This window comes from Anaerolactibacter massiliensis (genome assembly GCF_900290205.1).
Taxonomy (GTDB): domain Bacteria; phylum Bacillota_I; class Bacilli_A; order Erysipelotrichales; family Erysipelotrichaceae; genus Bulleidia; species Bulleidia intestinalis.
The window spans coordinates 2,110,816-2,136,000 of the sequence record NZ_OLMH01000002.1 but is presented as its reverse complement, the minus strand read 5'-3'; the positions used below and the strand labels follow the sequence as shown (position 1 = coordinate 2,136,000).

General features: G+C 50.0%; 24 protein-coding genes. 10 read left to right on the top strand and 14 right to left on the bottom strand.

The features are described from left to right. Positions 1-24 precede the first annotated feature (24 nt). Positions 25-1,359: an MATE family efflux transporter gene (locus C7E00_RS13725; protein WP_167836611.1), complete on the top strand. Its 1,335-nt coding sequence runs from the start codon at positions 25-27 to the stop codon at positions 1,357-1,359. Positions 1,360-1,402: 43 nt separating this feature from the next. Here the strand turns inward: C7E00_RS13725 and C7E00_RS13720 are convergent, their stop codons facing one another. Beyond that, positions 1,403-1,960, bottom strand: a complete 558-nt coding sequence (locus C7E00_RS13720) for a response regulator transcription factor (protein ID WP_105304791.1) — start codon at positions 1,958-1,960, stop codon at positions 1,403-1,405. A gap of 238 nt (positions 1,961-2,198) precedes the next feature. After that, positions 2,199-3,173: a D-isomer specific 2-hydroxyacid dehydrogenase family protein gene (locus C7E00_RS13715; RefSeq protein WP_105304790.1), complete on the bottom strand. Its 975-nt coding sequence runs from the start codon at positions 3,171-3,173 to the stop codon at positions 2,199-2,201. Positions 3,174-3,428: 255 nt separating this feature from the next. Between C7E00_RS13715 and trkA the strand changes: the two genes are divergently transcribed. Both trkA and C7E00_RS13705 read left to right on the top strand, forming a co-directional pair. Then, the gene (trkA, locus tag C7E00_RS13710) at positions 3,429-4,790 is read left to right on the top strand and encodes a Trk system potassium transporter TrkA (protein WP_105304789.1); all 1,362 of its coding nucleotides are present in this window, start codon (positions 3,429-3,431) and stop codon (positions 4,788-4,790) included. Between the two features lie 3 nt (positions 4,791-4,793). Beyond that, positions 4,794-6,260: a TrkH family potassium uptake protein gene (locus C7E00_RS13705; RefSeq protein WP_204378634.1), complete on the top strand. Its 1,467-nt coding sequence runs from the start codon at positions 4,794-4,796 to the stop codon at positions 6,258-6,260. A gap of 42 nt (positions 6,261-6,302) precedes the next feature. Here C7E00_RS13705 and C7E00_RS13700 read toward each other — a convergent pair whose 3' ends face one another. Together C7E00_RS13700 and C7E00_RS13695 are read right to left on the bottom strand one after the other, a co-directional pair. Continuing rightward, positions 6,303-7,211 carry a hypothetical protein gene (locus C7E00_RS13700; RefSeq protein ID WP_105304788.1) on the bottom strand — a complete coding sequence of 303 codons (909 nt, stop codon included), beginning with the start codon at positions 7,209-7,211 and terminating at the stop codon, positions 6,303-6,305. Between the two features lie 63 nt (positions 7,212-7,274). After that, positions 7,275-8,423, bottom strand: coding sequence for a GGDEF domain-containing protein (locus C7E00_RS13695; RefSeq protein WP_105304787.1), 1,149 nt, complete (start codon positions 8,421-8,423; stop codon positions 7,275-7,277). A 146-nt stretch (positions 8,424-8,569) separates the two neighbouring features. Here C7E00_RS13695 and C7E00_RS13690 point away from each other — a divergent pair, with 146 nt between their 5' ends. The 3 genes from C7E00_RS13690 to C7E00_RS13680 all read left to right on the top strand — a co-directional run bounded on the left by C7E00_RS13690 (position 8,570) and on the right by C7E00_RS13680 (position 11,121). Further along, a complete protein-coding gene (locus C7E00_RS13690) occupies positions 8,570-9,271 on the top strand; it encodes an HAD family hydrolase (protein ID WP_105304786.1) in 702 nt (233 codons plus the stop codon). A gap of 109 nt (positions 9,272-9,380) precedes the next feature. Further along, positions 9,381-10,196 (top strand): transketolase, encoded by an 816-nt coding sequence (locus tag C7E00_RS13685; RefSeq protein ID WP_105304673.1) that lies wholly within the window; start codon positions 9,381-9,383, stop codon positions 10,194-10,196. Position 10,197: 1 nt separating this feature from the next. Continuing rightward, positions 10,198-11,121, top strand: a complete 924-nt coding sequence (locus C7E00_RS13680) for a transketolase family protein (protein WP_105304785.1) — start codon at positions 10,198-10,200, stop codon at positions 11,119-11,121. A gap of 21 nt (positions 11,122-11,142) precedes the next feature. Here C7E00_RS13680 and C7E00_RS13675 read toward each other — a convergent pair whose 3' ends face one another. The 10 genes from C7E00_RS13675 to C7E00_RS13630 all read right to left on the bottom strand — a co-directional run bounded on the left by C7E00_RS13675 (position 11,143) and on the right by C7E00_RS13630 (position 19,291). Then, the gene (locus tag C7E00_RS13675; protein ID WP_275656078.1) at positions 11,143-11,619 is read right to left on the bottom strand and encodes a MurR/RpiR family transcriptional regulator; all 477 of its coding nucleotides are present in this window, start codon (positions 11,617-11,619) and stop codon (positions 11,143-11,145) included. 36 nt (positions 11,620-11,655) lie between these two features. Continuing rightward, positions 11,656-12,003 carry a MurR/RpiR family transcriptional regulator gene (locus C7E00_RS13670; RefSeq protein ID WP_167836610.1) on the bottom strand — a complete coding sequence of 116 codons (348 nt, stop codon included), beginning with the start codon at positions 12,001-12,003 and terminating at the stop codon, positions 11,656-11,658. Positions 12,004-12,104: 101 nt separating this feature from the next. Continuing rightward, on the bottom strand, positions 12,105-14,192 hold the full coding sequence (locus tag C7E00_RS13665) for a BglG family transcription antiterminator (RefSeq protein WP_105304782.1): 2,088 nt from the start codon (positions 14,190-14,192) through the stop codon (positions 12,105-12,107). Positions 14,193-14,196: 4 nt separating this feature from the next. Then, the gene (locus C7E00_RS13660; protein WP_105304781.1) at positions 14,197-14,688 is read right to left on the bottom strand and encodes a hypothetical protein; all 492 of its coding nucleotides are present in this window, start codon (positions 14,686-14,688) and stop codon (positions 14,197-14,199) included. Positions 14,689-14,773: 85 nt separating this feature from the next. Next, on the bottom strand, positions 14,774-15,670 hold the full coding sequence (gene dapA / locus C7E00_RS13655; protein WP_420808613.1) for a 4-hydroxy-tetrahydrodipicolinate synthase: 897 nt from the start codon (positions 15,668-15,670) through the stop codon (positions 14,774-14,776). Between the two features lie 4 nt (positions 15,671-15,674). Then, positions 15,675-16,295 carry a KpsF/GutQ family sugar-phosphate isomerase gene (locus C7E00_RS13650; RefSeq protein ID WP_105304780.1) on the bottom strand — a complete coding sequence of 207 codons (621 nt, stop codon included), beginning with the start codon at positions 16,293-16,295 and terminating at the stop codon, positions 15,675-15,677. Positions 16,296-16,383: 88 nt separating this feature from the next. Next, complete coding sequence (locus tag C7E00_RS13645) at positions 16,384-17,676, bottom strand: PTS ascorbate transporter subunit IIC (protein ID WP_105304779.1); 1,293 nt, start codon at positions 17,674-17,676, stop codon at positions 16,384-16,386. Positions 17,677-17,726: 50 nt separating this feature from the next. Then, on the bottom strand, positions 17,727-18,026 hold the full coding sequence (locus tag C7E00_RS13640) for a PTS sugar transporter subunit IIB (RefSeq protein WP_105304778.1): 300 nt from the start codon (positions 18,024-18,026) through the stop codon (positions 17,727-17,729). After that, positions 18,027-18,482 carry a PTS sugar transporter subunit IIA gene (locus C7E00_RS13635; protein ID WP_105304777.1) on the bottom strand — a complete coding sequence of 152 codons (456 nt, stop codon included), beginning with the start codon at positions 18,480-18,482 and terminating at the stop codon, positions 18,027-18,029. Positions 18,483-18,646: 164 nt separating this feature from the next. After that, positions 18,647-19,291 carry a beta/alpha barrel domain-containing protein gene (locus C7E00_RS13630; RefSeq protein WP_105304776.1) on the bottom strand — a complete coding sequence of 215 codons (645 nt, stop codon included), beginning with the start codon at positions 19,289-19,291 and terminating at the stop codon, positions 18,647-18,649. Between the two features lie 191 nt (positions 19,292-19,482). On the opposite strand from C7E00_RS13630, the gene C7E00_RS13625 reads away from it, so the two are divergent. From C7E00_RS13625 to C7E00_RS13610, 4 genes are all read left to right on the top strand, one after another. After that, on the top strand, positions 19,483-20,397 hold the full coding sequence (locus C7E00_RS13625; protein WP_105304775.1) for a 1-phosphofructokinase family hexose kinase: 915 nt from the start codon (positions 19,483-19,485) through the stop codon (positions 20,395-20,397). Positions 20,398-20,611: 214 nt separating this feature from the next. Next, on the top strand, positions 20,612-21,133 hold the full coding sequence (gene tnpA / locus C7E00_RS13620; protein WP_105304974.1) for an IS200/IS605 family transposase: 522 nt from the start codon (positions 20,612-20,614) through the stop codon (positions 21,131-21,133). A gap of 274 nt (positions 21,134-21,407) precedes the next feature. Beyond that, positions 21,408-23,192 (top strand): ABC transporter ATP-binding protein, encoded by a 1,785-nt coding sequence (locus C7E00_RS13615; protein ID WP_105304774.1) that lies wholly within the window; start codon positions 21,408-21,410, stop codon positions 23,190-23,192. Then, positions 23,189-25,090, top strand: coding sequence for an ABC transporter ATP-binding protein (locus C7E00_RS13610; RefSeq protein WP_105304773.1), 1,902 nt, complete (start codon positions 23,189-23,191; stop codon positions 25,088-25,090). The genes C7E00_RS13615 and C7E00_RS13610 overlap by 4 nt, the downstream gene beginning before the upstream one ends. Positions 25,091-25,185: the final 95 nt, after the last annotated feature.

Sequence of the window (25,185 nt, the reverse complement as noted above, 5' to 3'; positions counted from 1 at the left end):
ACATTGTTGTATTATTATCACGCCATGGCTTCTATTGTAACAGATATGACGACCGGTTCTCCGGCAAAACTGATATTCCGTTTCTCGATTCCCGTGATGATCAGCAATGCGTTTCATCAGCTGTATATTCTCGCGGATTCGATGATTGTTTCGCGTATGCTGGGAGTCGGCGCATTGGCAGCGCTTGGCTCGGCTGACTGGTATACGTTCATGTTCGTTTCCATCGTGCAGGCATTAGTTCAGGGGTTTGCCATTCAGGCAGGCCAGGATTTCGGTGCGCATAAAGAAGATCATCTGCAGAAGACGCTGGCAAGATCGATTGTGCTGACTTGCGTTGCTGCAATCGGGCTGACGTTGCTTGCGGTAACGACATTGAGACTGACACTTGGGTTTCTGAATACGCCGGCAGATGTATTTGATATGGCGTATGCGTATCTGTTTACGGTATTTCTCGGATTGTCTGCGACGACGTTTCTGAACTATACTTCTTCGATGCTGAGGGCATTAGGCAATGCACGGGTTCCGCTGATTTCAATGATTGTCTCTACGGTGCTCAATATCTTCCTGGATATTGTGATGGTGAAGGTGATGGGTATTGCCGGGGCAGCATTAGCGACGGTCATTGCACAGGCCATCGGCGGGTCCATCAATCTCTATGCAATGATGCATATCTCTTGTCTGCATCTTCATAAAGAAGACTGGAGTCAGGATGGGGATCTGGATTGGAGACTATTGAAGCTCAGCATTCCGATGATGCTGCAGAATCTCTTGATCAGTGCCGGCGGTATGGTTGTTCAGAGCCGGGTGAATGAGTTTGATCTGGCACATATTGCGGCATATTCTGCCATAAATAAGATGTTCGGCTTATTAGAGCTTGCGGCAATGGCGTATGGCTATGCATTGATAACGTATATCTCCCAGAATTTCGGGGCTGGGAAAACAGACCGGATCCGGAGCGGCCTGAAGAGTTCTGCGGTGATTGCGGTGATTACAAGTGCATTGGTTTCATTGTTTATTCTGGTATTCGGAAGAGGGATTGCGTCGTCGTTTCTGACTGGAGATCAGAAAACGGTATCAGAGGCAATTGGCCTCACAGTCCAGCTGCTGAATATACTGGCATATACATTGCCGATCCTGTATCTTCTGCATGTGATGCGTTCTGCTTTGCAGGGATTAGGAAATACGATGATGCCGATGATCTCCGGGCTTGCGGAGATTGCGGCAAGATTGGTGCTGGCTATCTTTGGAATCGGAATCCTTGGCTGGGATGCCATTGTATGGACAGAACCAATTGCATGGATTGCATCAGATGCAGTTCTGGTGGTTTCTCTGAAGAAGGATCTTTCATGCCTGAGCTGATCTCAGTCCTCGAATTTATAGCCGGTTCCCCGGATGGTGTGGATTATTGATATCCCCAGATCGTACTCAGAATATTCTCTCTGGAAAGAATGAGGCCTTTGTTTTCTGCTAGGTATGCAAGCAGAGCATATTCTTTTGTGGTGAGTGCAGTTCTGATTCCATCGATATAGAGATCATGGCCAAGCAGATTGAGTTCCAGGCCGCCAAATCTGAGTGTGCGATTCTTTTCCGAGAAGCCTGAATGGTGACGGGAAATGATCACATGAACTCGTGCCATCAGTTCATTCGGAGAGAAGGGCTTGGTTATGCAGTCATCAATGCCGGTTTCGAAACCGGATAATCTGCCGTATTCTTCTCCTCTTGCCGATAACATGAGAACGGGAATATCCTTGAATTTTCTGATCTTCCGGCAGGTGGTATAGCCGTCCATATCCGGCATCATGATATCCAGGATCATCAGATCAAAGTCCTGTTTCCGGCATAGTTCTACTGCTTCTGCTCCATCAGAAACACCGATGGTTTCATAACCATCTAAGGCTGCATAACTCTGAATCATCTGGCAGATCTCTGACTCGTCGTCTGCGATGAGTATCCGCGGCATTGGGAAATTCCTCCATTTCTTTGATTGGAAAGATTGAAAATCCTCTGTGTCCCTTCAGATCTTGCGGTGGTACTGCTCCCTACCTGCCGCCAGCAGGAATTCTGTATGTATTGCAGCAAGGACAGACAGAAAAGAAACAGCGCAATTCTGCGCTGTCATGATTCTTGCTTGAGGATGTGAGAACTCTCTGCCTGCAACTTGGTCCCTAGCTTTGCAAACAGTCATTCCATACTGATCTTCAGGAAAGCTGCTGAGGTATCTGGGTATGTGCTGCCATATTCAGCAGACTCATGACTCCGCAGGATACCATGGAACGGACTGCCTGTTCGGTAAAGAAAGCCATGTGCTGGGTATATACGACGTTCTTGAACTGCTTGAGATAGGCAAGATCACGGTCTGCGAAGATATCGGTCTTGCGGTCTTTATGCACAATGCCTTCTTCGTCTTCGACGGTATCTAATCCGAGTGCACCGATCTTGCAGGACTCAATGCCTTCAATGAGGGCTTTCATGTCCATCAGACCGCCTCTGGCACAGTTGATCAGAACGACTCCGTCTTTCATGAGAGCAATGGTATCGGAATTGATCATGTGGTAGTTTTCTGGAGTCAATGCGGTGTGCAGAGTGATAATATCGGATTCTGCATAAAGGCGTTCCAGCGGAACGAATTCGGCTGCGATTCCTGCTTTCGGATGTGGGTCATAGGCAAGAATATGACTGCCGAATCCGGAGAGATCCCGGATGACCTGAGAACCGATTCTGCCAGTTCCGATCACGCCTACAGTGAGGTCCCGGAGTTCTCTGCCCATCAATCCATCCAGAGAGAAGTCATTGACCTGCATGCGCCAGAGGGCTTGCTTGTATCCGCGCAGACATAGCAGGATCATCATGATGGTATAATCCGCAACCCCATCTGGTGCATATGAGACATTGGCAGTATGAACGCCATACTTCTTTGCTGCAGTGAGATCCAGATGGTTATATCCGATGGTACGCGTACTCAGATAGAAGATTGTCTGCCTGGCAAGTGCCTGGAAGATCGCTTCATCACAAAGGCTCTGACCGAGAATGGAGACCGCGCTGTCTGGCTCTAGTTCGGAAATTACGTCCAGGGTCAGACGGTCTGGACGTTCAGTGATCTCAATTCCTTTTTGGCGGAGTTCTTCAAAGTATGGTTTTTCATCGGGACGGACTTCGAAAGCAGTAATCTTCATGAGAGTACCTCCTGACAATAGTTATAGCGGAAGTTCTCTGGCTGTGGGGATTTATGGTGGCTGAAGTGCGGTATTTATGCCTAAAGACTCTTTGATTGCCTTTTAACGGGGCGATGTTAGAATAGTGACATATCCGGTTTCTGGGTATGGAAGTCATACTTCGGCCGGAGGAAAAAGCATTATTGTTTCTTGTTACAGGAGGATGGTCCTTTCCCGAACAGGCATCTGTCTGGGTTTTCTGCCATCAGGGGGCTTATGAAGATTATCATCGCAGGAGGCGGAAAGATCGGGTCTACTCTGACCGCACAGCTTTCTGCTGAGGGACACGAAATTACTGTCATTGACCGCAAGGCAGAAGTACTTGAAAACATCATGGAATCCTATGATGTGATTGCGGTTCAGGGAAATTCTGCCAGCATGGATGTGCTGGAGCAGGCAGATGTGCAGGAAGCCAACCTTCTGATCGCCGCAACCGATACAGATGAAGTCAACCTGCTTTCCTGCATGACTGCACATGGCATGAATCCGGAGCTGCATACGATCGGCCGGATCCGCAACCCGGAATACCGCCGTCAGGCTTTTGAGATGCGCGATGTATTCGCACTGAACATGGCCATCAATCCGGAACGTCAGGCTGCGCATGAAATTGCGCGTCTGCTGAAATATCCGGGCTTTCTGAAAATTGATACGTTTGCCAAGGGCAACGTGGAAATCGTGGAACTCCGCATTGATGCCAAGAGTCCGCTGAATCATGCCAAGCTGAGTTCTCTGAGTCAGATCGTGCATACGAAGGTGCTGATCTGCGCAGTCAGCAGAAATGGTGAGTGCTATATGCCGGATGGCAATTTCACGCTGCAGGTCGGAGATCTGATTTTCGTGACGGCAGCGACGGATCATCTCTCAATTCTGCTCCGGAATATGGGTATCATTGCCAGAAAGGCAAAACGGGTTCTGATCGCCGGAGGCGGCCGCATCAGCTATTACCTTGTAGAAGAACTTGCCCGTACAGGCATGGCCTGTACGATTATTGAGCGTAATTCCGCCCGCTGTCGGGAACTGGCAGCACTTCTGCCTTCGGCGGTAATCGTGGAAGGCGATGCCAGCAGCCAGGATTTTCTGAACAGCGAAGGAATCGATGACAGTGATGCTCTGGTCACTCTGACAGGTCTCGATGAGCTGAATATCGTGATTGCGCTCTATGCACATACCCGCAATGTCGCTCAGGTCGTGACCAAGGTAAGCCATGCCGAGAATAATCTGCTTCTGGACAGTCTCCATGTCGGATCAGTCATTTCTCCGAAAGAGATGGCTTCGAATAATATTGTGCGGTATGTGCGGGCCATGCAGAACAAGGAAGGCGCTGCAATCACGATTCATTCCATTGCCGGCGGCAAAGCCGAGGCAATCGAATTCCTGGTGGATGCGGATACCCGTCATGTCGGGCAGCCGTTAAGAGAAGTGAAGACACGTTCTGATGTGCTGATTGTCTCCGTTTCCAGAGGAGACCAGACGATTATTGCAGACGGCAGCACCGCATACCAGGAAGGCGATACGCTGGTTGTGGTGACGAACCGGACCTCGACCATCCGATCGCTGAATGATATCTTCGAGGACTGATCCATGCGCAATGCAATGAATTACAGGATGATTGCCCGGATCATTTCTCCGATTCTCATGATTGAAGCAATCTTCATGATCCCGGCCTGGGCAATCAGCTATGCGGGCGGCGAGGCAAATGCGGCAGACGCAATCGTGAAGTCGCAGTTCATCATCATTGCCTGTGCAGCTGTGCTGTATCTGGTTTCCAGAAATGCGAGAAAGGGCTTCTATGCCAAGGAAGGCCTGGTTACCACCGGATTTTCCTGGATCATCATGTCTGCCCTTGGCTGTCTTCCGTTCTATATCTCCCGGGAAATACCAAGCTATATCGACTGTCTGTTTGAGATGGTTTCAGGCTTCACGACAACGGGTTCTTCGATTCTCACGGAAGTGGAATCCATTTCCAGAGGGCTTCTGTACTGGCGCAGCTTCAGCCACTGGCTGGGCGGCATGGGCGTGCTGGTATTCCTGATGGCCGTCGTTCCCCTGGCTGGCAAGAATGAAGGCTTCACGCTTCATATTCTGAGAGCAGAATCTCCTGGTCCTTCGGTCGGCAAGCTGGTTCCGCATATGAAGCAGACTGCCTTGATTCTGTATCTCATCTATATCGCGCTGACCATCTTAAACACGATCTTCCTGCTGATTGGCGGCATGCCTCTGTTTGAGGCAGTCTGCACGGCTTATGGAACTGCTGGTACCGGCGGCTTCGGCATCATGAATGATTCGATGTCTGGTTACAGCCCGTATCTGCAGAATGTCACAACCGTATTCATGCTGTTATTCTCTGTCAACTTCAGCTGCTATTATCTGATTCTTTTAGGCAGATGGAAGGATGTGCTGAAGGATGAGGAGTTCCGTCTGTTCTGGGTGATCGTATTCAGTTTCATCGCCCTGATTGCCTGGAATATCCGTTCGCTGTATCCGACTCTCAGGGATGCATTGCATCAGGCTTCTTTCACGGTTGCGACGATCATCTCGACGACCGGATTTGTAATTGGGGATTATGATGTGTGGCCGGCATTTTCCAAAGTGCTGATCCTGTGCCTGATGTTCATCGGTGCCTGCGCTGGTTCGACAGGCGGCGGCGTCAAGGTTTCCAGACTGCTGATCATGTTCAAGTCGCTGCGGCGCAATTTCCATATGAACATGCATCCATCAGAAGTGCGCACGATCCGCATCAACAAGCATGTCGTGGATGAGAAAGTAGTACGCAATGCAGCAAACTACATGATTGCTTATGCATTCATTCTCATCATCAGCATGATCTTGATTTCTCTCGATGGGTTCGATGTGGAGACGAATCTGTCTGCGGTCATGGCGACGTTCAACAATGTCGGACCAGGTCTCGCTGCAGTCGGACCGGTCTGCAACTTCAGCGGGTTCTCTGCATTCTCGAAAGTTGTTCTGATCTTCGATATGCTTGCAGGAAGACTGGAGATCTTCCCGATCGCCATCCTCTTCTCGAAGAGCACCTGGAGAAAACAGTAAATCTCAGAAAAAAGAAATCTGCAGAGTGATTCTGCAGATTAATTATTCTTTGATGTCAGGTTCTTTCGGCTCTTTTCTGGTGAACCGGAATTCATACTGACCAGTTACTTCCAGGGTGGAGCCTTCATCGATATGAAGCCTGCCGCCCCGGATCTCATGGTAGCGGCCATTTGCGTCGCGGATGCTGAGACCGGAATCGTTGACCGGATTGACCCAGTAGTTTCCTGCCCGGATATTTTTCGGCACATTGTAGATGCCGGAGGTCAGGGTCATCGTATTCTCGCTGGCAAGGTAGATCAGGTTCTTTTTCTTGTTCTCTTTTGCGGCAGCGGCCATGCGGTAGAATGTCTCCCGCATGAAGAACAAGTCGCTGTGCGGAGTATAGTACGTATAGCGGCGGTTATGTTCCAGGACATGAACTGCATCAGTCGGCTGATTATCCTTGATCAGGCTCGTGAGGCGGTGGCAGTTGATGAAATGCTCGCTCAGGAAATAGACGGCAGCGTCAGTCTCATACAGTGTGCCTTCTGCCTTTTCCATATCAGACTGATCCGGGGCATCGCAGAGATTGGAAATCTGCGGTCTGCGGATATCCGCGATAGCGGTGACAGCCATAGAGGATGGAATCAGGGATCTGGAAACATTGATATAGGCTTTACGCACGTTGATGCAGTGCTCGCCATCATGGAGCAGGATATTCGGCAGCGGAAAATACTTTGCGATCGTATCTTCTGCTTTATGGTTTTCCAGGTAGTCTCCCATCATCATTTCATGCATGGAAGGATCTGCCGTGACCAGCAGCTGGAACAGGTCATACTTCACCGGAAGCCCGTAATCTTCAATAATTTTTCTGCATTTCCTGCAGATATGGTAACCACCCTGGATGGCTTCGGGCTGCTTGAACAGTCCTTTTCCTTCTTCCAGGCAGAAATCGCAGATCTTGTTTGCCATTGCGCTTGGAACCTCCGTCTAGTTCATTATAGCTAAAAAAGGCACTGGAAGAACCATCCCCCTTTAACTGCGCATACCGGAACTGGCTTTATGGTGAAGTGCCTTTTCCTGATACATGAGGGAATCGACCCGTTTCAGGAAGGCATTGTAGTCCTCTGAAGATAATGGATCATAGATGGCATAGCCGATGCTGAAATGAATGGCATATGGCTTTTCTCTGCGGGCATTGAATTCTTCGGTATTTTCCCGCAGCTTTGCAACTGCTAGTTCCAGCTGGGAGAGAGTGCTGATGTCGGAGATGACGCAGAATTCATCTCCGCCGAACCGGGTGATGGTATCGTTCCTGCGGAAGGTTTCCGCAAGCAGGTGATAGACTTCCTGAAGCGCACTGTCTCCTTCTTTATGGCCATACGTATCATTGATCTGCTTGAAGGAATCGAGATCGATCAGAATTGCCGAGAAGGATACTTTGCGGTCGATGAGGCTGGCCACGATGTCATCGAGGCGTCTGCGGTTACCGGCTCCGGTCAGATAGTCCGTGCTCATATCATTGCTCTGGATGTGGATATAAAGCATGATGCATGCGAATACGAGACCGTTGTACTGAAGCTGAACACCCACGAAGATAGTCTGCAGAAATCCGAAGAACATCGAAACGACCGGGAAGGCAAGCAGGGTCCTGCGGTAGATCGGCTGGATCCGCTTCCTCTCGGAGATTGCATAGTATTCAAACAGCAGGCATAACAGCATGCTGAAGACTGCCCGGTACATGAAGAATCTGCCGCGGTGGTATTCCAGATTCTCACAATAATAGAACCAGCCGAGATGGAAGCATTCCGAGATGGTCACCAGGATGAGATTCAAGAAGAAAAAGCCGAGATACAGATGATGCCAGAACTTGGAGCGGGAATCCGGAGACTCGATGAAGCAGTTGAGATAGTTCAGGGCGAGCAGATATCCTAATGGATCAATGGCAAAGATATAGAAATTGCCGATCTGCATCAGGACATAGATATAGTTGTTCTCGGTCGTGGTAAGCCGGCTGAAGCTGTCCATGATCAGCAGGGAGATCAGCACAATCAGAAAACGGATATAAGTGCGATTGCTTGGTGCTCTGCGGACAGAGACAGATGCTGATAAGGAAGTATGCAGCAGCATCCCTGCGAGCAGAAGCGCATAGCAGTTCAGAAAGGCCCAGGCAGGTAGTTCCATGCCATCATTATAGAACGCCGTGGCTTAAGAAACGTGGAAAAGTGCAGAAGGAATTAACGGTATGATGATCAGAAATGGATTTCTGTACAGAAGGAGCAGAACTGCAGAGAATCTGAATCCATGCATGGACAGCCAGATATAGTAGAATGAACGCATGGAAAAACGAAAGCGAGGGAATGAGAATGGAGATCAGAACGCTGCTGTTTGATTTTGATGATACGCTCGGAAATCGGGAAGTATATGCATACAAAGCTTATGAAGAAGCAGTGGACTTTGTGAAACCAGGAATGGATCCGATGGAAAAAGAAGCAGTCCTGCAGACATGCATGATCCTGGATCAGCAGGGTGATATCAATAAGAATTATGTAAGCTCTGCATTGAGAGAGAGATTCGGAATCGATCTTGATGTGATGGGAAATCCTGACTTCAATCAGTGGTGGGAGACGAATCTCTGGAAGTACACGGAGCTGTTTCCGGATGCGATGGAGGTGCTGAACGAACTGCGTAAGCGGGGATACAGGCTCGGCGTGGTCACGAACGGGACTTCCTATTCCCAGCATCAGAAACTGGCAAAGGCGGGACTGGATACGTTCTTCGATGCAGTGGTGGTATCCGGTGATCTGAAGGTGAAGAAACCGAATCCGGAGATCTTCCGGTATGCTGCAGAGAAGATCGGAAGTGCACCGCAGGACTGTGCATTTATCGGAGACCTTTTTGCCAGAGATATCATCGGTGCTTATCGGGCAGGCATGAAACCGATCTGGATCTGGCCTCATGGTCAGAGAATGATGACGGCAGAATGCACGCGGATTCAGACGCTGAAAGATCTGCTGGATCTATTCCACTGAAAATGGGCAAAGAGTCAGCAGGAATACCTGCAATCTTTGCCATGCAATCCGCAGAATGCTCTGGAATCGCAGTATAATAAACAGAAGAAACAGGAGGATCAGCACATTCATGAACAATGAAGAACTGAAGCAGCACGCACGCAATATCCGGAAGAATATCGTGAAGGAAATTGCAAATGCACAGTCCGGACATCCGGGAGGATCTCTCGGAGCAGCAGATATCGTGACGTATCTGTATTTTGAAGAAATGGACATCACACCGGAGAATGCAGGAACGATTGATCGGGATCGGTTCGTGCTGTCCAAGGGACATACTTCACCGCTTCTGTATGCAGCCCTTGCAGAGAAGGGCATCATCCCGATGGAAGAGCTGATGACTTTCCGGAAGCTGGATTCGAAGCTCCAGGGACATCCGAACATGAATTATGTGAAGGGTGTTGATATGAGCACCGGTTCCTTAGGACAGGGATTAGCAGCGGCAGATGGCATGGCCATTGCGAATAAGCTCAGCGGAAACAGCCACAGAGTGTATGCACTGGTCGGAGATGGCGAAAGCGAAGAAGGCGAGATCTGGGAAGCAGCGATGGCAGCACATCACTACAAGAGCGACAATCTCTGCGCAGTGATTGATGTGAACAACCTGCAGATTGATGGCTCAACGGATGACGTCATCGGACCGAACCCGCTGACGGATAAGTTCCGGGCCTTCGGATGGCATGTGGTGGAAGTGAACGGACATGACTTCGATGAGCTGAGAGCGGCATTCAAGATTGCCAGAGAGACGAAGGGAGTGCCGACGGCGATCATTGCGCATACGATCAAGGGCAAGGGCGTATCGTACATGGAGAACCAGGCAGGCTGGCATGGCAAGGCACCGAATGCAGAACAGCTTGCACAGGCACTGAAAGATCTGGAGGCAGAATAAGATGGCAAAGGCAACGCGTGAAGCATATGGAGAAGAGCTTGCAAAGCTCGTAGTGGAAAATCCGAAGATCGTGGTACTGGATGCCGATCTGGCCGGAGCGACGAAGACAGCGATGGCTAAGAAAGCATGCCCGGAACGGTTCTTTGATATGGGCATTGCCGAAGCAGATATGATCGGACATGCGGCAGGACTAGCGGCAAGCGGATATATTCCGTTCGCATCGACGTTTGCGATGTTCGCAGCAGGGAGAGCGTGGGAGCAGATCCGCAACAGTGTTGCGTATCCGCATCTGAATGTCAAAGTGTGTGCAACGCATGCAGGCATCACAGTCGGAGAAGACGGCGTATCCCATCAGGCAACTGAAGATATTGCGTTAATGAGAGTGATCCCGGGCATGGAAGTCTATGTACCTTGCGATGAAGCAGAGACGAAGGCAGTCATCGATCATGTTGCAGAGACGAAGACCCCTTGCTATGTGAGACTTGGCAGAGCTGCAGTGGAGAATGTATATCCGGCAGAAACGAAGTTTGATTTCAGCAAGGTGAATGTAGTCCGCAAGGGAGAGAAAGTCGCAGTGTTTGCCTGCGGAGTGATGGTGCAGTCGGCATTAGGCGCAGCCGAGATGCTGAAAGCAGATGGTGTGAACCTGACAGTAGTTGATGTCTGTGCGATCAAGCCGGCAGATGAGGCAGGAATCGTGGAGATTCTGAAGAGCCACGACAGGATCTTCACAGCAGAAGAGCATAACATCATCGGCGGACTGGGAGGCATGATTGCCGAGGTGGCTGGCGAGAAGTGCCCGAAGCCGATTCACCGGATCGGCGTGAAAGACCGGTATGCAGAAAGCGGACCGGCAGCAGGACTGATGAAGAAGTACGGCCTGGATGCCGAGGGAGTATACAAGGAAATCAAAGAGAATCTGTGATCGGGTATGAAAGAACGTGTCTCAGCTGACACGTTCTTTTGTTTTATCCATGATTTCCCGGATCCGATTCCAGTTCTTCTCAGAGTCTTTCTCATCAGATCTCTGCACAAGAACGAACAGAGCATCAAGAACTGCCAGTTCGGAGATTCTGGTCGCATGAGCTTCGGTCCGGTGCTGATCTTCGGCCGCCGGCGTGATCAGGATGGCATCTGCCATTCTGGCAAGCGGGCTCATGGAATAAGCGGTAACCAGGATCATCTTTGCCTTATGTTCATGAATGGTCTCCGCTAGTTCAATCACTTCCCTGGATCTGCCGGTATGGGAGATCACGACGGCACAGTCGTTCTCGCTGAGCAGCGCAGCATTCATCAGCTGCATGTGGAAGTCCGTGCAGTAATTGCAGCGGATGCCGGTGCGCAGGAATTTCTGGTAGGCATCCAATGCTACGGCATTGGATTGGCCGAGACCGAAGAAAGTTGTGGAATCGGAGCTGGTAATAATCGCCAGGGCGGTATGGTACTGATGGGGATCTGCCTAAGCATCTGCTTCTTCGAGGGCATGGATGTTTGCCTGGAAGACTTTATGGATGATCGTCTCCTCGCTGTCTCCTTCGAGGATCTTCCCGGATACTTTTTCCTGAGGGTCGTTCTCTTCCGTGAGCAAGGCAATCTTGAAGTCCCGGAAGCCTTCGTATCCGAGCCGTTTCGTGAACTGGAAGATGGTGGAATCAGCCATATCCAGGTGTGACGAAAGATCGCTGATGCTCGAGCGGGAAACCTCCTGCAGGTTGCTCAGCACATAATTGGCTATTTCCTTGTCTTTCGCGCCCATATCGCGGTATGCGGCTTTGATGCGCACCACAGCAGTGGGTCCGGAACTCATTATGATCACCCTCTTTTTCTGCATTATAATCGAAAAATCATACATGCAGACAGAAAAAGATGAAAAATCAAAGAAAATCTGCATGCATGAAACATGCAGACTCAGTTCGGCTCTGAGGAGGACTTCCGGTTTGCCTTGATAAAGTCCAGGACCTCTTCTGGATCATGGGTGGTATCGAGCAGATGGAAGAAGGCTGGCGTATTGAGCATGCCGAGCAGCTCGGACATGCATACCAGATGCGAGGAGTTGTCGGTTGCGCTGAGCGAGAAGATATAGCGAACCGGATCATTCTCCGGGTTTCCGAAGTCGATGCCGAAGTCCATCGCATAGATGCCCATTGAGATGGACAGGGCTCCGTCTTCCGGCTTGGAGTGCGACAGGGCGACGTGCGGAGCGATGACGATATAGGCACGGTTTTTCTTCAGCGCAGCGACCGTAGCTTCAATGTAGTTCTCTGTGATGAAATGATCCTCAAGCAGAGGCTGATAAGCATGGCGGATCGCTTCTTCCCAGTCTGAAGCAGATTCGTGCAGGCGGATCAGATCTGTCCGCACAATGTCTTCGAGATGCAGGGATTCAGGCGGGACAACTGTACGTTTCGGGTTTTCTTCAACCTGGGTGAAATAGGCAGAAAGTTCTGCAGTGAGCTTCTCTTCATTGCGGATGTCGGCGTGCTGACGGATGATGTTCATCACGTTCTCAACGCTCGGTCTGCCTGGTTCCGGCATATTCAGCTGCAGATGGACGTTGTGGATCGTCTGATACTGTTCTTCTGCAGACATGACCGGGTTGACCCGGACAATCGGAATATCCGTATCGTCCAGTTCAGCATAGCGAGTCGCGAAGATGATATCTACCGGAACATCGACATCCCGGAACTGCCGGCTTTCAATCGGGGGCAGGAAGTTCATGTCCGGGAACATGTTCCGCAGCTCGTTATACAGGATGGCAGAGCTGCCGACGCCGTTGGAGCAGATGACCAGGGCGTTTTTCTGCACGATGCCGGTTGCCTTCTTGCCGGCATAGATGGCTGCGAAGTGCATCGTGAGATAGGCAATCTCGTCGGCCGGAATCTCCCCGCCGAACAGGCTTTCGTATGGCTTCATCGTCTCAAAGACGAGTTCATAGAGATCCTGGTATTCTTCGCGGACCTTTTCGGTCAGCGGGTTGTAGATCGGCAGCCGGAACAGCAGACGGTAATAAGCAGGCCGGAAATGAGAATACAGCTGGGTGAATATTTCTTCCTGATTGCTGTAATGCGCTCCGCTCAGCAGTTCGAAGCGGTTCATGATCTTGGCCACGAGACTCGAGATATAGGCTTTATCCTGAGTCTGCTCGCTGAGATCACCATAAGAGATTCCGAGAACCCACGAAGAAATATACTTGATGTCTGCGGGCTTGATCTGATCGGTGTTCTTGTAATTCTCAAGCAGTTCCTGTGTGAAGGCGTATTCCTTCGTGGAATGCATCATGTCGATATTCGGCATGTTCTCAATCTCGCTGGCGGCACTTGCACCATTGGAGATCCGGGCTTTCAGGAACGTGAAGATATAGATGAATTCAAAGAGACGGTCTTCGACGAACTGGATGTGATGTCGTTCTGCCAGTTCCTGGATCACAAGGTTGGAGTATTCATACAGATCCAGGTGATAGTCATCGATGAGCGTATCGAACACGCTGGCGTAGCGGTAGTAGATGATTGTCCGCATCATGAAGCGGCGGATGTTCATCTCGGTCCCGCCGAGGTAGTAGCCTCTGGTCCGGTTGTATTCAAGAGTGATGTCATTCTTGCTCAGATCAGAGCTCATGGTCTTGAGATCCATCAAGGTTGTAGACTTCGAAGTCCTGAGGCGGTCCATGAAGTCATTCAGGGAAACATATTCCAGGTTCAGAAACAGCAGCAGGAACATGTACGCATACCGCTCTTCTTTGTTGAACGAGAAGCGCTCCATGGACTTGGCTTCTTTCATGATCTTCCTGAGGACTTCTCTGGTGTCATCGTGGATGATCAGCTCATTCTCCTGCCGGATCGAGATCGTCGGTATGTTCATGGGTTTCAGAATGGCATTGATCTTGGAAATCCGGTATTTGATCTGCCGCTTGGTCAGGCCCGAGCTCTCCAGATCATGAACTGTGATGCCTGGCGTTCTCAGAAGGGAACGGATCGTGGTGAAGGTATCGCTGTCCATAGAGCTATTCTGCTTTCCTGAAAGAGAGCCTGAGCTTATAACGCTTCGCAGCTTCTTCCAGCCGATTTCTCGTTTCTTTCGTCATTGCTTTTGAAAACGGGTAGTTCAGCCCGAAATACTGATGGCCGGACGGGTGAGTGACTTCTTTTCCGGTGATCAGCATCTGCATCGTATGATCGTTCTTCTCGAGCACCGTGATATCGCTGATGCCAGGGTAATCCCATACGAGCGGTTTATGAAAGGTGCGGGGAATCTTCAGACCTTCGGGCGTGAAAATCACGATCGGGGTCTTTACGATGGCCTGATGGAAGTAGGTATACGTATATTTCACTGAGATGACCAGCAGGGTCAGAAACAGAAAGCTGATTAAGGCATTGCCGGCAAAATAGAACTGTGCAGCCAGGTACCAGGAAAGGAAGAAAATTGCAAACCAGAGCAGACCGAGCAAAGCATTGCGCGTCCGGTCGCTTTCAATCCGGATTTCAGATTCACTCATAAGGGAAGCCTCCGTATTAGTACTATTATAGGACATAAAAACAGGAATCTATGATTCCTGTTTTCGCAAAACTGACTAAAAGTATTCAGGCAAGTTTATAGAAGCGGAGCATCTCCATAATCTGTGCATCCTGATCCGGGGTGGAGTCATGTACCGGTCTTCTTGCCGGTCCGACTTCTGCGATGCCTGCCAGTTCGACAGAACGCTTCATCATGGACGGAACCGTGCCGAGCTTCAGAATGGCACGCAGCACATCGATGTCTTTCTGCAGCTGTTCTGCTTCTGCTGTATTGCCTGCTTTCAGATCTTTCCAGAGATTCACGATCGTATCGACGATGACATTGGAGGTTCCTGCTACGCATCCGGATGCCCCAAGTGCATATGCCTTGGAGATCTTGGAATCAGATCCGACCAGGACCTTCATCTTTGTGCCTTTGGCGGCATCGAGATAGCCCTGCAGATTCTCCATATCTCCGGAGGAATCCTTGATGCCGAGAATGTTCGGGCATTCCTTTGCAAGGCGGGAAACGACGGAAGCAGGAATATTGCAGCCGGTGGACTTCGGGATGTTGTACAGCATGACCGGAATCTTCACGGATTCTGCGACAGCCTTGTAGTGATCGAACAGCTCGTCATCGGTCGGCTTGATGAAATACGGGGTGATGACAGACAGCACGTCTGCACCAGCTGCTTCCATGTCCTTTGCAAGAGCGATGGTTTCCTTGGTGGAGCATGCACCAGCACCGGCATAGACCGGTACTCTGTGATTGACGACTTTGACGACCGCCTTGACGAATTCTACCTTCTCTTCATGCTCGCATACATGGAATTCCCCATTGGAGCCAAGCGGGAAGATTCCGTCTACGCCATGCTCAATCAGATGATTGACGAGCTTTTCCATCGCTTCATAGTTGATGGACTGCTCTGCATCGCGGTGGAATGGTGTGACGATCGGGGTTACTACGCCTTCAAACATTGCCATGGGGTTACTTTCCTTCTTTCTGTGCATCCAGGATGCTCTTGCCGAGTGATCCTCCCGGATGCCACTTCACATACTGATCCGGGGTGAGCTTCTTCTCGTTCTGCAGCAGGATGCTGAGACTCTGCAGCATCAGTGCTTCCGCCAGAATGGAAGCACGCGGAGGCTTGTTCATGGAATCGCCTTCCTGCTTGACGCCAGCCGTGAGGCAGACGTCTCCCTGCTTTGCCAGCCAGCTTTCCGGATTGCCGGTCACGCTGATGATCTTAGCGCCGTTCTTCTTGAGGGCAGTGACGGTTGCCTTGAGCTCTCCGGTTTCGCCGGAATTCGAGATGGCGATAACCACATCTCCCGGGACCACCTGGCCGGAGGATCCGTGCACGGCTTCAGTGCCGTGGAGTTCATATGCCGGAGTTCCGGTGGAACTCAGAAGGGAAGCGATGTAGCCGCTGAGATGCCCCGGCTTGCCGATGCCGGTGACATGGACGCGGTTGTTTCTGGATTCTGCGTCGAGAATCAGATTCTTTGCGTCAGTCAGGGCTTTGATATCGATCGTGTCTTCAAATGCCTTGATCTGCTCGTTGACGATGTTCAGGAATTCCTGAACCTGTGCCTTTTCATTTGCCATAAGTGATGGATCATATCCTTTCTAAAGATTCGGAAGAAAAATGAGGGCTTGGACGAATGCCCCAAGCCCTCATGGAATTATCACCGGATTAGTGGAACAGTCCGAGGATGAAGTTCAGAACGCAGCCCACGACGTTGTAGTCGACGTTCGGGAAGGAAGCTCCGGCGATTCCCAGTGCTGCAAATGCAGGATAGAGAATCAGCGGCAGCATTGTCGTGCAGAATCCGAGCAGGAGTCCGCCGAGCAGTGCGCCCTTGACGCCGCCATAGATGCTTCCGAAGACACCGCCGGTACCACCGGAGAAGAAGCAGATACCAGCAGCCGGGATCATAATGGTCTCAGAATGTGTAGCAACCATGATACCAGTAGCGATCAGGCCGCCGGCAACAGCACCGACGAATCCGAGCAGAACTGCATTCGGAGCGAACGGGAATACTGCCGGGCAGTCAACTGCAGGCTTGGAGTTCGGGATCCACTTTTCGGAAATTCCAACGAATGCTGCAGTGATCTCTGCGATGAACTGACGGACACCATAGATCAGGACGCTCATGCCAGCAGCGAACTGGAGGCCTTCAATCAGCGGCCAGATGAACCAGATGTCGTTTCCGGAAGAAGTCTGAACAAGTTCGAATGCATCGCCGCCCTTGACAGCGCAGGCAATGACAGCAACATAGAACAGAACGACCATGAACAGTGCAACGGAGAAGACGAAGTCACGGAACAGACCGAGCCAGCCCGGGAGATCAAGTTCAGAAACATCCTTGCCCTTGTGCTCGCCGTTCTTGCCGCCTACGAGCTTGCCGATGTAGCCAGCCAGCGTGTAGCCGATCAGGTTGAAGTGGCCCATTGCGATGTCATCAGAACCTGTGAGTTTGTTCATGAATGGCTGAGCAATGGTAGGAAGAGCTGCGCCGCAGAAGCCGAGGATGATGCCGCCGACCAGAATGGTAACTGCTGCCGGAGCACCATTAGCGATGAAGACGAGTGCGATGACGCAAGCGAAGTACAGGAAGTGCTGGCCTGTGAGGAAGATTGCCTTGAACTTCGTGAACTTTGCAAATACGAGGTTTGCTGCGAAACCGACAACCATGCAGAGAGCAACTTCAGTACCATAAGTATCGAGAGCCAGAGCAGTTGCGATTTCAACCTGTGTAGTGACACCGGTGATTCCGAAGCCAGCCTGGAACAGAGACATGAAGGTATTGACAACTCCGCTCATTGCGCCGGATCCGATGTTGAAGATCATGAATCCTACGACGGTCTTGACAACGCCGTTGATGGTGTCTTTCGCACTCTTCTTCTGAAGCAGAAGACCGATGAGTGCAATGATTCCCATGATAAGAGCTGTATCTCTTACCTGAGCAACTAATGCATTTAACATGATTTGATTTTCCCCTCTCTTTTTATGAGATTAATGAATGAAGCTGTGAATTACAGTGCGCCCTTTGATTTCAGGAATGCTTCGAGCTTTTCCTTCATCTCCGGCTTGGATACGATGTTCGTGATCCCTACACAGTAGAGCTCCGGATGATCTTTCGCGAGGTCTTCTGTGAGATCAGACATCGTGATGACCAGGTCGCCCTTGAAGTAGGTCAGAGAATCCAGATTGCCATGCTCGGTTTCGATTGGGTAATGGTTCTCAGAGATTACCTGGTCTGCTTTGATCTTCAGCAGAGTACTGGATCCCATTCCGGCTCTGCAGCAGACTAATGCGTGATAAACCTTTGCCATTCAAGCTTCCTCCTTTCCTTTTGTGAGATAGTCATACACTTCATGACTGTTCTTCGCCGTGTCAAGCATCTTGTAGAATGCTTCATCTTCCAGCAATTCGGACAGGTCCGCAAGCGCCTGCAGGTGCTTGTTGTTATCTGTTGCACTCAGACAGAACAGATAGCTGACCGGATCATTGTCCTTGTTGCCGAATTCGACCGGCGTGTCGAGCGTGGTGATGCCGATTGCGCATTCCAGGGCACCGCTCTCGGGACGGGCATGCGGAAGAGCTACGTGCTTGGTGATGACGATGTATGGTCCGTATTCATGGACCCCTTTGACAATGTCATCAACGTAGCTTTCTTTCACTTTCCCCGTTTCCACTAAGGGAGCTGCAGCTTTGCGAATTGCGTCTTCCCAGCCGTCCGCATGGACATGAAGCTGGATCAGGCGTTCATCCAGAAGGTCTTTTAACATATTTTCTCCTGTCTATGTCTGCTCGCTGCTATATCCAAACTATAGTTTCAGATTGCAGGTCAGACAATTCTTTTTGAGTTCATTTTTTGTAAACGCTTAGAACAAAAATTAAACTCTGTTCAGCATTTGTTTCAATTTTCTCAAGCTCAGGACAAAAATTACACTCAGTCCTGATGAGAAGCGCGGTAGTCCTCAATTGCCTTGCGGACCTTTGCGGCATTTGCAGCGATGTCATCAGAAGATCCCTTGGTCAGCAGACTTCCCATGCCCATGAAATCAACACCGCTCTCCAGCCACTCATTGATGTTGTCCAGGCTGATTCCGCCGGATGCCATGATCGGCATGAACGGCGTAGGAGTCTTGAAGATCTTCACGAGCTTCGGGCCGTAGAAGTTTGAAATCGGGAATGCCTTGATGAAGGCAGCACCCCAGGTCAGGCCATTGATTGCTTCCGTGACGGTTGTGCAGCCAGGTCCGTAAGGAATCTGGTAGCGATTGCACATCCGTGCGACTTCTTCATCTGCATTGCAGGAGATGATGAAGTCTGCACCAGCCAGGATGGCGATGCGGGCTGTTTCCGGATCGAGCACGGTGCCGGCACCGGCAATGATCTGATCTCCGTACTTTTCCTTGACTGCTTTGATGCAGTCTGCAGCGTCATTGTTGGTGAAGCTGATTTCCATGCAAGGAAGTCCGCCCTTCACCAGGCCGTCTGCAATTTCAAGGGTGCGCTTGACATCAGCACGTACAACTGCGAATGCACAGATGTCATACATTCTCTGAGTGATACTAGCTTTCTTGAGTCTCATAAACCCTCTCCTTTTCCACTTACAATGTAATCTCAAAGGTCATGACTACCAAATGCTTTTCAGATCATCTTTTGTTCAGATTCAGGACAGAAATCAGACTTTGGTCTGAACTGCAGTCAGATCTTCGGATCTGTCGGTTCTACTGTTTTCAGAATGTGCTATCTTGAGATTGACGAGGAGGAATCCTGCATATGATCTATACCATCACGCTGAATCCGGCAGTGGATTATCAGATGGAGTTTTCTGATCCGCTGCATTCGAAGGGAGTCAATCTTGCAGACCATGCATATCTCCATGCGGGCGGAAAAGGCATCAACGGATCGATGCTGCTGAGCAATCTCGGCATTCACAGCACGGTGCTTTCGTTTCTCGGCGGGTTTACCGGGAGCTATATCGAAGAACAGATCGGTTTCTATTCTTTCATTGATAACCAGAGCACGAAGATCAGCGAACCGAACCGCATCAATGTCAAAGTCAAGGACGGACCGGAATATGTGCTGAATACAAAAGGACCGGCAATTCCGGAAGAAGCTCAGCAGGATCTGCTGTCGCATCTGGATCATCTGAAGAAAGAAGACTATGTAATGATCTGCGGCCGGGCTGCCAATGGCATTGATATCACGTTCCTGTATGAGATTGCCGACCGGGTCAATGAGGCCGGGGCGAAGCTGATCATGGATACGGCTGACTGCCGGCTGGAAGATCTGGTCTACTGCAGTCCATTCCTGATCAAGCCGAATCTGGAAGAGCTCAGCGAACTTCTGAAAGAAGAAGTCACCATGCAGAACTGCGCAGCAGCGGTTGAGAAAGTCCTGCAGAAAGGAACGGAGAATGTGCTTCTGACGATGGGAGCCCAGGGCGGATACTTTGACGGGAAGCTTGGAAGGTTCGTGCTGAAGTCTCCGGAGGTTCCGGTCATCAGTACGAATGGTGCCGGAGATGCGGCACTGGCTGCGTTTATAGGAACATATCAGTCGTCCATGAATGCCGAAGAAGCATTGAAGATGTCCATGGCGGCGGGAACTGCTTCGGTGCAGACCGAAGATATTCCGGATTATCAGTCGATCATGGCTGCTTACAATGAAGTGAAGATCAGCAGAATCTGACATCGGGGAAGCTTGCAGATGCAGGCTTCCTTTTCGTCCTAGTGGACTGGTGAGCACAAAGATAAACAGTTGACTAGCTATGGGTGTAAAGATTGTGCGAACCGGAGAACCACCTGCTTGGCAGGTGGATGATTGGGTGCTCTTATAGTAAAGAGCACCCTGCCTTAGCTAAAATAGTGGTTGTCTAAGTCACTAAAGTTAGAAAGGCAAGGTGCTGTTTACGGCCAATAAGAGTTACAGCTTGGCGCATACAAAATGGTATTGTGTTTACCACATTGTATTCATACCGAAGTATAGACGGAAAGTAATCTACAATCAATTGAGAAGTGACATCGCCGGTTATCTGAAAACATTGTGTGCATACAAAGGGGTGAAATTGCTTGAAGGGCATATGATGTCAGATCATGTTCATATGCTGGTAGCAATTCCGCCGAAGATGAGCGTATCGAGTTTCATGGGGTATCTGAAGGGGAAATCGGCAATGATGATCTTTGAGTACCATGCAAACCTGAAATACAAATTCGGTAATCGACATTTCTGGGCAGACGGATATTACGTGAGCACAGTTGGGCTGAATGAGGCAACAGTGCGGAAGTATATACAGGACCAGGAGAAAGACGATATAGCTCAAGACAAACTGAGTGTGAAGGAATATGAAGATCCTTTCCACGAGGATAAAGCATATCGGAAACCAAACGACAACAAGAAGAAGCAAAATTCAGGAACAGCCCATTAATGGGCGGCAATAGTTAAAAGTGCATAGTGGCTTAGACATATTGAAATATGGAGAAGCCAGCGTCTTGAGACGCTGGCTAGCACAATAGGCTTATAGCCTTAGAACAAACCACCCGTTTCACGGGTGGTCATGATTTTCGCCTCAGAGGAAGAAAACGCTCTCATCATCCATGCTTGAAGTGAATTTCTGAACAAAGCAAATAGCCTATTTAGAATGCGGAAAGATATGTTAAAATGCGTAGCGCATTCTTTTTAATATAGGAAGGAGCAATTTTATGAAGTCATGGAAACTCATGATGAAATCCCTGCGCGAGTACAGGAGAGCGACGTATCTGACTCCGATCATGGTCATCGGTGAAGTCGTCTTCGAAGCCTTGATTCCGTATGTGATTTCACTGCTTGTCAATGACGTGAAAGCCGGATGCGGGATGGACCGGATTCTGCATTATGCATGGATCCTGCTGGCCATGTCGTTTGCGTCTCTGCTGTTCGGGTATCTGGCAGGTGTCTATTGTTCTCAGTCTTCGTGCGGGTTTGCGAAGAATCTCCGTCATGACGTGTTTTACAAGATCCAGGATTTCTCATTCGGGAACATTGACAAGTTCTCGTCTGCTTCGCTGGTGACGCGTCTGACGACGGATATCCAGAATATCCAACAGGCCTGGATGATGATCATCCGGACCGCATTCCGGGCTCCGCTGAATATCATCTTCTCCTTTGCGATGGCATATATCATGGGAGGTTCCATGGCAATGATATTCCTGGTCGTTATTCCGATTCTCGGCATCGGCCTGTATGCAATCAACAAGATTGTCATGCCGATCTTCAAGAAGGGCTTCCCGAAGTATGACAAGCTCAACAATTCGGTAGAAGAGAATATCAAGGGAATCCGGGTCGTGAAGTCGTTTGTCCGGGAAGACTATGAAAAGGAAAAGTTCAATGCGGCTTCTGAGGATATCAGAACAACCTTCACGAAGGCAGAACGGATTCTTGCACTGAACAATCCGCTGATGCAGGCATGCATCTATGGGGTCATGCTGTTTGTACTCTCAAAAGGTTCTGAAGTGATTATCACGACCAATGGTACTGCTCTGGATATCGGACAGTTCTCGACACTGCTGACCTACAGCTTCCAGATTCTTGTTTCGCTGATGATGCTGTCGATGATCTTCGTCATGATTACGTTCTCTGAAGAGTCTGCACAGCGTGTCTGCGAAGTGCTGCAGGAACAGAGCACGCTGACTTCTCCGAAAAATGGTCTGAAGGAAGTCAAGGATGGTTCCATCGATTTCGACAATGTCCGTTTCAAGTATTCGGCTGGTGCAGATCGCCCGGTTCTGGATGGCATTGATCTGCATATCAAGTCTGGTGAAGTCATCGGCATCATCGGCGGTACTGGTTCTTCGAAGTCTTCGCTCGTTCAGCTGATTCCGCGTCTCTATGATGCGACAGAAGGAACCGTAAGGGTTGGCAAGGAAGATGTGCGCGATTATGATCTTGTGACACTGCGTGACAGTGTTGCCATGGTTCTGCAGAAGAACGTGCTGTTCTCCGGAACGATTGCGGACAATATCCGCTGGGGAAATAAGGAAGCCACCGATGAAGAAGTGCGTGAGGTGTGCCATCTTGCCTGTGCTGATGAATTCATCGATCAGATGCCGGATGGATACAATACCTGGATTGAACAGGGCGGCACCAACGTATCCGGCGGACAGAAGCAGCGTCTCTGCATTGCAAGAGCGCTTCTGAAGAAGCCGAAGATCCTGATCATGGATGACAGCACGAGTGCAGTGGATACGAAGACTGATGCACTGATCCGCAAGGCAATGCGCGACTATATTCCGGAAACCACGAAGATCATCATTGCTCAGCGTACTTCTTCTGTGGAAGATGCTGATCGGATTGTCGTCATGGACGGCGGAAAGATCAATGCCATCGGCACGAGCGAAGAACTGCTCCGCACGAATGAGATCTACCGTGAAGTCTATCTTTCCCAGAATAAGCAGGGAACCGAATCCATTGCAGAAGAAGTTCCGGCTGGAAAGGAGGCATTAGCATGAGACAGAAAAAGCTGAAGAATGCAGGGGCTTCCGTCAAGCGCCTGATCAAGCTTCTCTATAAGTACAATCCGAAGCTGATGCCGATGATCATCATTCTGATTGTGGTCAATGCTGTGATCTCGGCACTGCCTTCGATCTTCCAGCAGAATGTCGTCGCTGTGATCCAGGAAAGCTGGGAAACAGGAATGACCTGGGCAGATGCGCGCCCGCAGATCATGCATTATGTCACGATCCTGGCAATCCTGTATGCATGTTCCCTGCTTGCAAGCTTCGTCTACAACCAGATGATGGCAGTATTCACGCAGGGATCGCTTGCTAAGATCCGCGGAGAACTCTTCTCTCATATGGAGAGTCTTCCGATCCGCTACTTTGATACGAACAAGCGCGGTGATGTGATGTCGTATTATACGAACGATGTCGAAGCGCTGAGACAGATGATTTCCCAGTCCTTCCCGCAGCTGCTCATCTCGGCTATCACGCTGACCACGATTCTGTGCATCATGATGTATTACAGTGTCTGGATGGGTCTGGTCATCATTCTCGGATCTCTCGTTTCCATTCAGATCACGAGAAAAGTCGGCGGCAAGTCGGCGCGCTACTTCATGGCGCAGCAGAAGGCAGTCGGTGCGACAGAAGGTGTCATTGAAGAAATGATCAATGGTGAGAAGGTCATCAAGGTCTTCAACCATGAAAAGGATTCTGAAGCAGACTTCGATCGTCAGAATGAGGCACTCTTTGAAGCATCCTATCAGGCAAACAAGTATTCCAATACGCTGATGCCGGTTCTGAATAATGTCAGCTACATCATCTATGTGCTGGTTGCAGTATTCGGCGGAATGTTCCTGGAATACAATATTCCGAATCTCTCATTCTCGGGTCTGCCGTTCTCGATTGCGGTCATCGTTCCGTTCCTCGGCATGAGCCGTCAGTTTGCTGGCAATATCCAGCAGATCTCTCCGCAGATCAACTCGGTGGTCATGGGCCTGGCTGGTGCAGAGCGCATCTTCCAGCTCATGGATGAACAGCCGGAGACTGATGAAGGCTATGTCACGCTCGTCAATGCGACAGAGAAGAATGGGGTTCTTGAAGAAACAGATGAGAATACCGGTCTCTGGGCCTGGAAACATCCGCATCAGGCAGATGGAACTGTCACCTATACGCCTTTGAAGGGTGATGTCCGTTTCTATGATGTGACGTTTGCATACAACCCGGATAAGATCATCCTGCATAACATCACGCTGTATGGCAAGCCTGGTCAGAAGATTGCGTTTGTCGGTGCTACCGGTGCCGGCAAGACAACGATCACGAACCTGATCAATCGCTTCTATGACATCGAAGATGGCAAGATCCGGTATGATGGCATCAACATCAACAAGATCAAGAAGTCTTCCCTGAGAAAGTCTCTCGGCATCGTGCTCCAGGATACGGTCCTGTTCACCGGAACGGTGATGGAGAATATCCGCTATGGCAGACTGGAAGCGACCGATGGCGAATGCATCGCTGCCGCGAAGCTTGCTGGTGCAGATGGATTTATCCGCACGCTTCCGCAGGGCTATCAGACGATGATCAGCGGAGATGGTTCCAGTCTTTCCCAGGGTCAGTGCCAGCTGCTTGCCATTGCCAGGGCAGCAGTTGCAGATCCGCCAGTCATGATCATGGATGAAGCCACTTCTTCGATTGATACTCGTACCGAGCAGATTGTTCAGAAGGGCATGGATGCTCTGATGAAGGGCAGAACCGTATTCGTCATTGCGCATCGCCTTTCCACCGTCAAAAATTCCAACGTGATCATCGTGCTTGATCATGGACATATCATTGAGCGAGGAACCCATGAAGAACTCCTTGCCGAAAAGGGAGAATACTACCAGCTCTATACTGGCGCATTCGAGCTCGAATAAGCACATGCATCCCCGCAAGTCTGATGACCTGCGGGGATGTTTTCCTTCAGAAGAACCCGGCAAAGCATGCATTTCTGCTCCTGAAGAAAGCTGAG

What these genes read in the sequence shown, in the direction of transcription:
- C7E00_RS13725 (WP_167836611.1), top strand. Translation starts at nt 25, where the DNA reads ATGGCTTCTATTGTAACAGATATGACGACCGGTTCTCCGGCAAAACTG.
- C7E00_RS13720 (WP_105304791.1), bottom strand. Translation starts at nt 1,960, where the DNA reads ATGCCGCGGATACTCATCGCAGACGACGAGTCAGAGATCTGCCAGATG.
- C7E00_RS13715 (WP_105304790.1), bottom strand. Translation starts at nt 3,173, where the DNA reads ATGAAGATTACTGCTTTCGAAGTCCGTCCCGATGAAAAACCATACTTT.
- trkA (WP_105304789.1), top strand. Translation starts at nt 3,429, where the DNA reads ATGAAGATTATCATCGCAGGAGGCGGAAAGATCGGGTCTACTCTGACC.
- C7E00_RS13705 (WP_204378634.1), top strand. Translation starts at nt 4,794, where the DNA reads ATGCGCAATGCAATGAATTACAGGATGATTGCCCGGATCATTTCTCCG.
- C7E00_RS13700 (WP_105304788.1), bottom strand. Translation starts at nt 7,211, where the DNA reads ATGGCAAACAAGATCTGCGATTTCTGCCTGGAAGAAGGAAAAGGACTG.
- C7E00_RS13695 (WP_105304787.1), bottom strand. Translation starts at nt 8,423, where the DNA reads ATGGAACTACCTGCCTGGGCCTTTCTGAACTGCTATGCGCTTCTGCTC.
- C7E00_RS13690 (WP_105304786.1), top strand. Translation starts at nt 8,570, where the DNA reads ATGAACGCATGGAAAAACGAAAGCGAGGGAATGAGAATGGAGATCAGA.
- C7E00_RS13685 (WP_105304673.1), top strand. Translation starts at nt 9,381, where the DNA reads ATGAACAATGAAGAACTGAAGCAGCACGCACGCAATATCCGGAAGAAT.
- C7E00_RS13680 (WP_105304785.1), top strand. Translation starts at nt 10,198, where the DNA reads ATGGCAAAGGCAACGCGTGAAGCATATGGAGAAGAGCTTGCAAAGCTC.
- C7E00_RS13670 (WP_167836610.1), bottom strand. Translation starts at nt 12,003, where the DNA reads ATGAGTTCCGGACCCACTGCTGTGGTGCGCATCAAAGCCGCATACCGC.
- C7E00_RS13665 (WP_105304782.1), bottom strand. Translation starts at nt 14,192, where the DNA reads ATGGACAGCGATACCTTCACCACGATCCGTTCCCTTCTGAGAACGCCA.
- C7E00_RS13660 (WP_105304781.1), bottom strand. Translation starts at nt 14,688, where the DNA reads ATGAGTGAATCTGAAATCCGGATTGAAAGCGACCGGACGCGCAATGCT.
- dapA (WP_420808613.1), bottom strand. Translation starts at nt 15,670, where the DNA reads ATGGCAATGTTTGAAGGCGTAGTAACCCCGATCGTCACACCATTCCAC.
- C7E00_RS13650 (WP_105304780.1), bottom strand. Translation starts at nt 16,295, where the DNA reads ATGGCAAATGAAAAGGCACAGGTTCAGGAATTCCTGAACATCGTCAAC.
- C7E00_RS13645 (WP_105304779.1), bottom strand. Translation starts at nt 17,676, where the DNA reads ATGTTAAATGCATTAGTTGCTCAGGTAAGAGATACAGCTCTTATCATG.
- C7E00_RS13640 (WP_105304778.1), bottom strand. Translation starts at nt 18,026, where the DNA reads ATGGCAAAGGTTTATCACGCATTAGTCTGCTGCAGAGCCGGAATGGGA.
- C7E00_RS13635 (WP_105304777.1), bottom strand. Translation starts at nt 18,482, where the DNA reads ATGTTAAAAGACCTTCTGGATGAACGCCTGATCCAGCTTCATGTCCAT.
- C7E00_RS13630 (WP_105304776.1), bottom strand. Translation starts at nt 19,291, where the DNA reads ATGAGACTCAAGAAAGCTAGTATCACTCAGAGAATGTATGACATCTGT.
- C7E00_RS13625 (WP_105304775.1), top strand. Translation starts at nt 19,483, where the DNA reads ATGATCTATACCATCACGCTGAATCCGGCAGTGGATTATCAGATGGAG.
- C7E00_RS13615 (WP_105304774.1), top strand. Translation starts at nt 21,408, where the DNA reads ATGAAGTCATGGAAACTCATGATGAAATCCCTGCGCGAGTACAGGAGA.
- C7E00_RS13610 (WP_105304773.1), top strand. Translation starts at nt 23,189, where the DNA reads ATGAGACAGAAAAAGCTGAAGAATGCAGGGGCTTCCGTCAAGCGCCTG.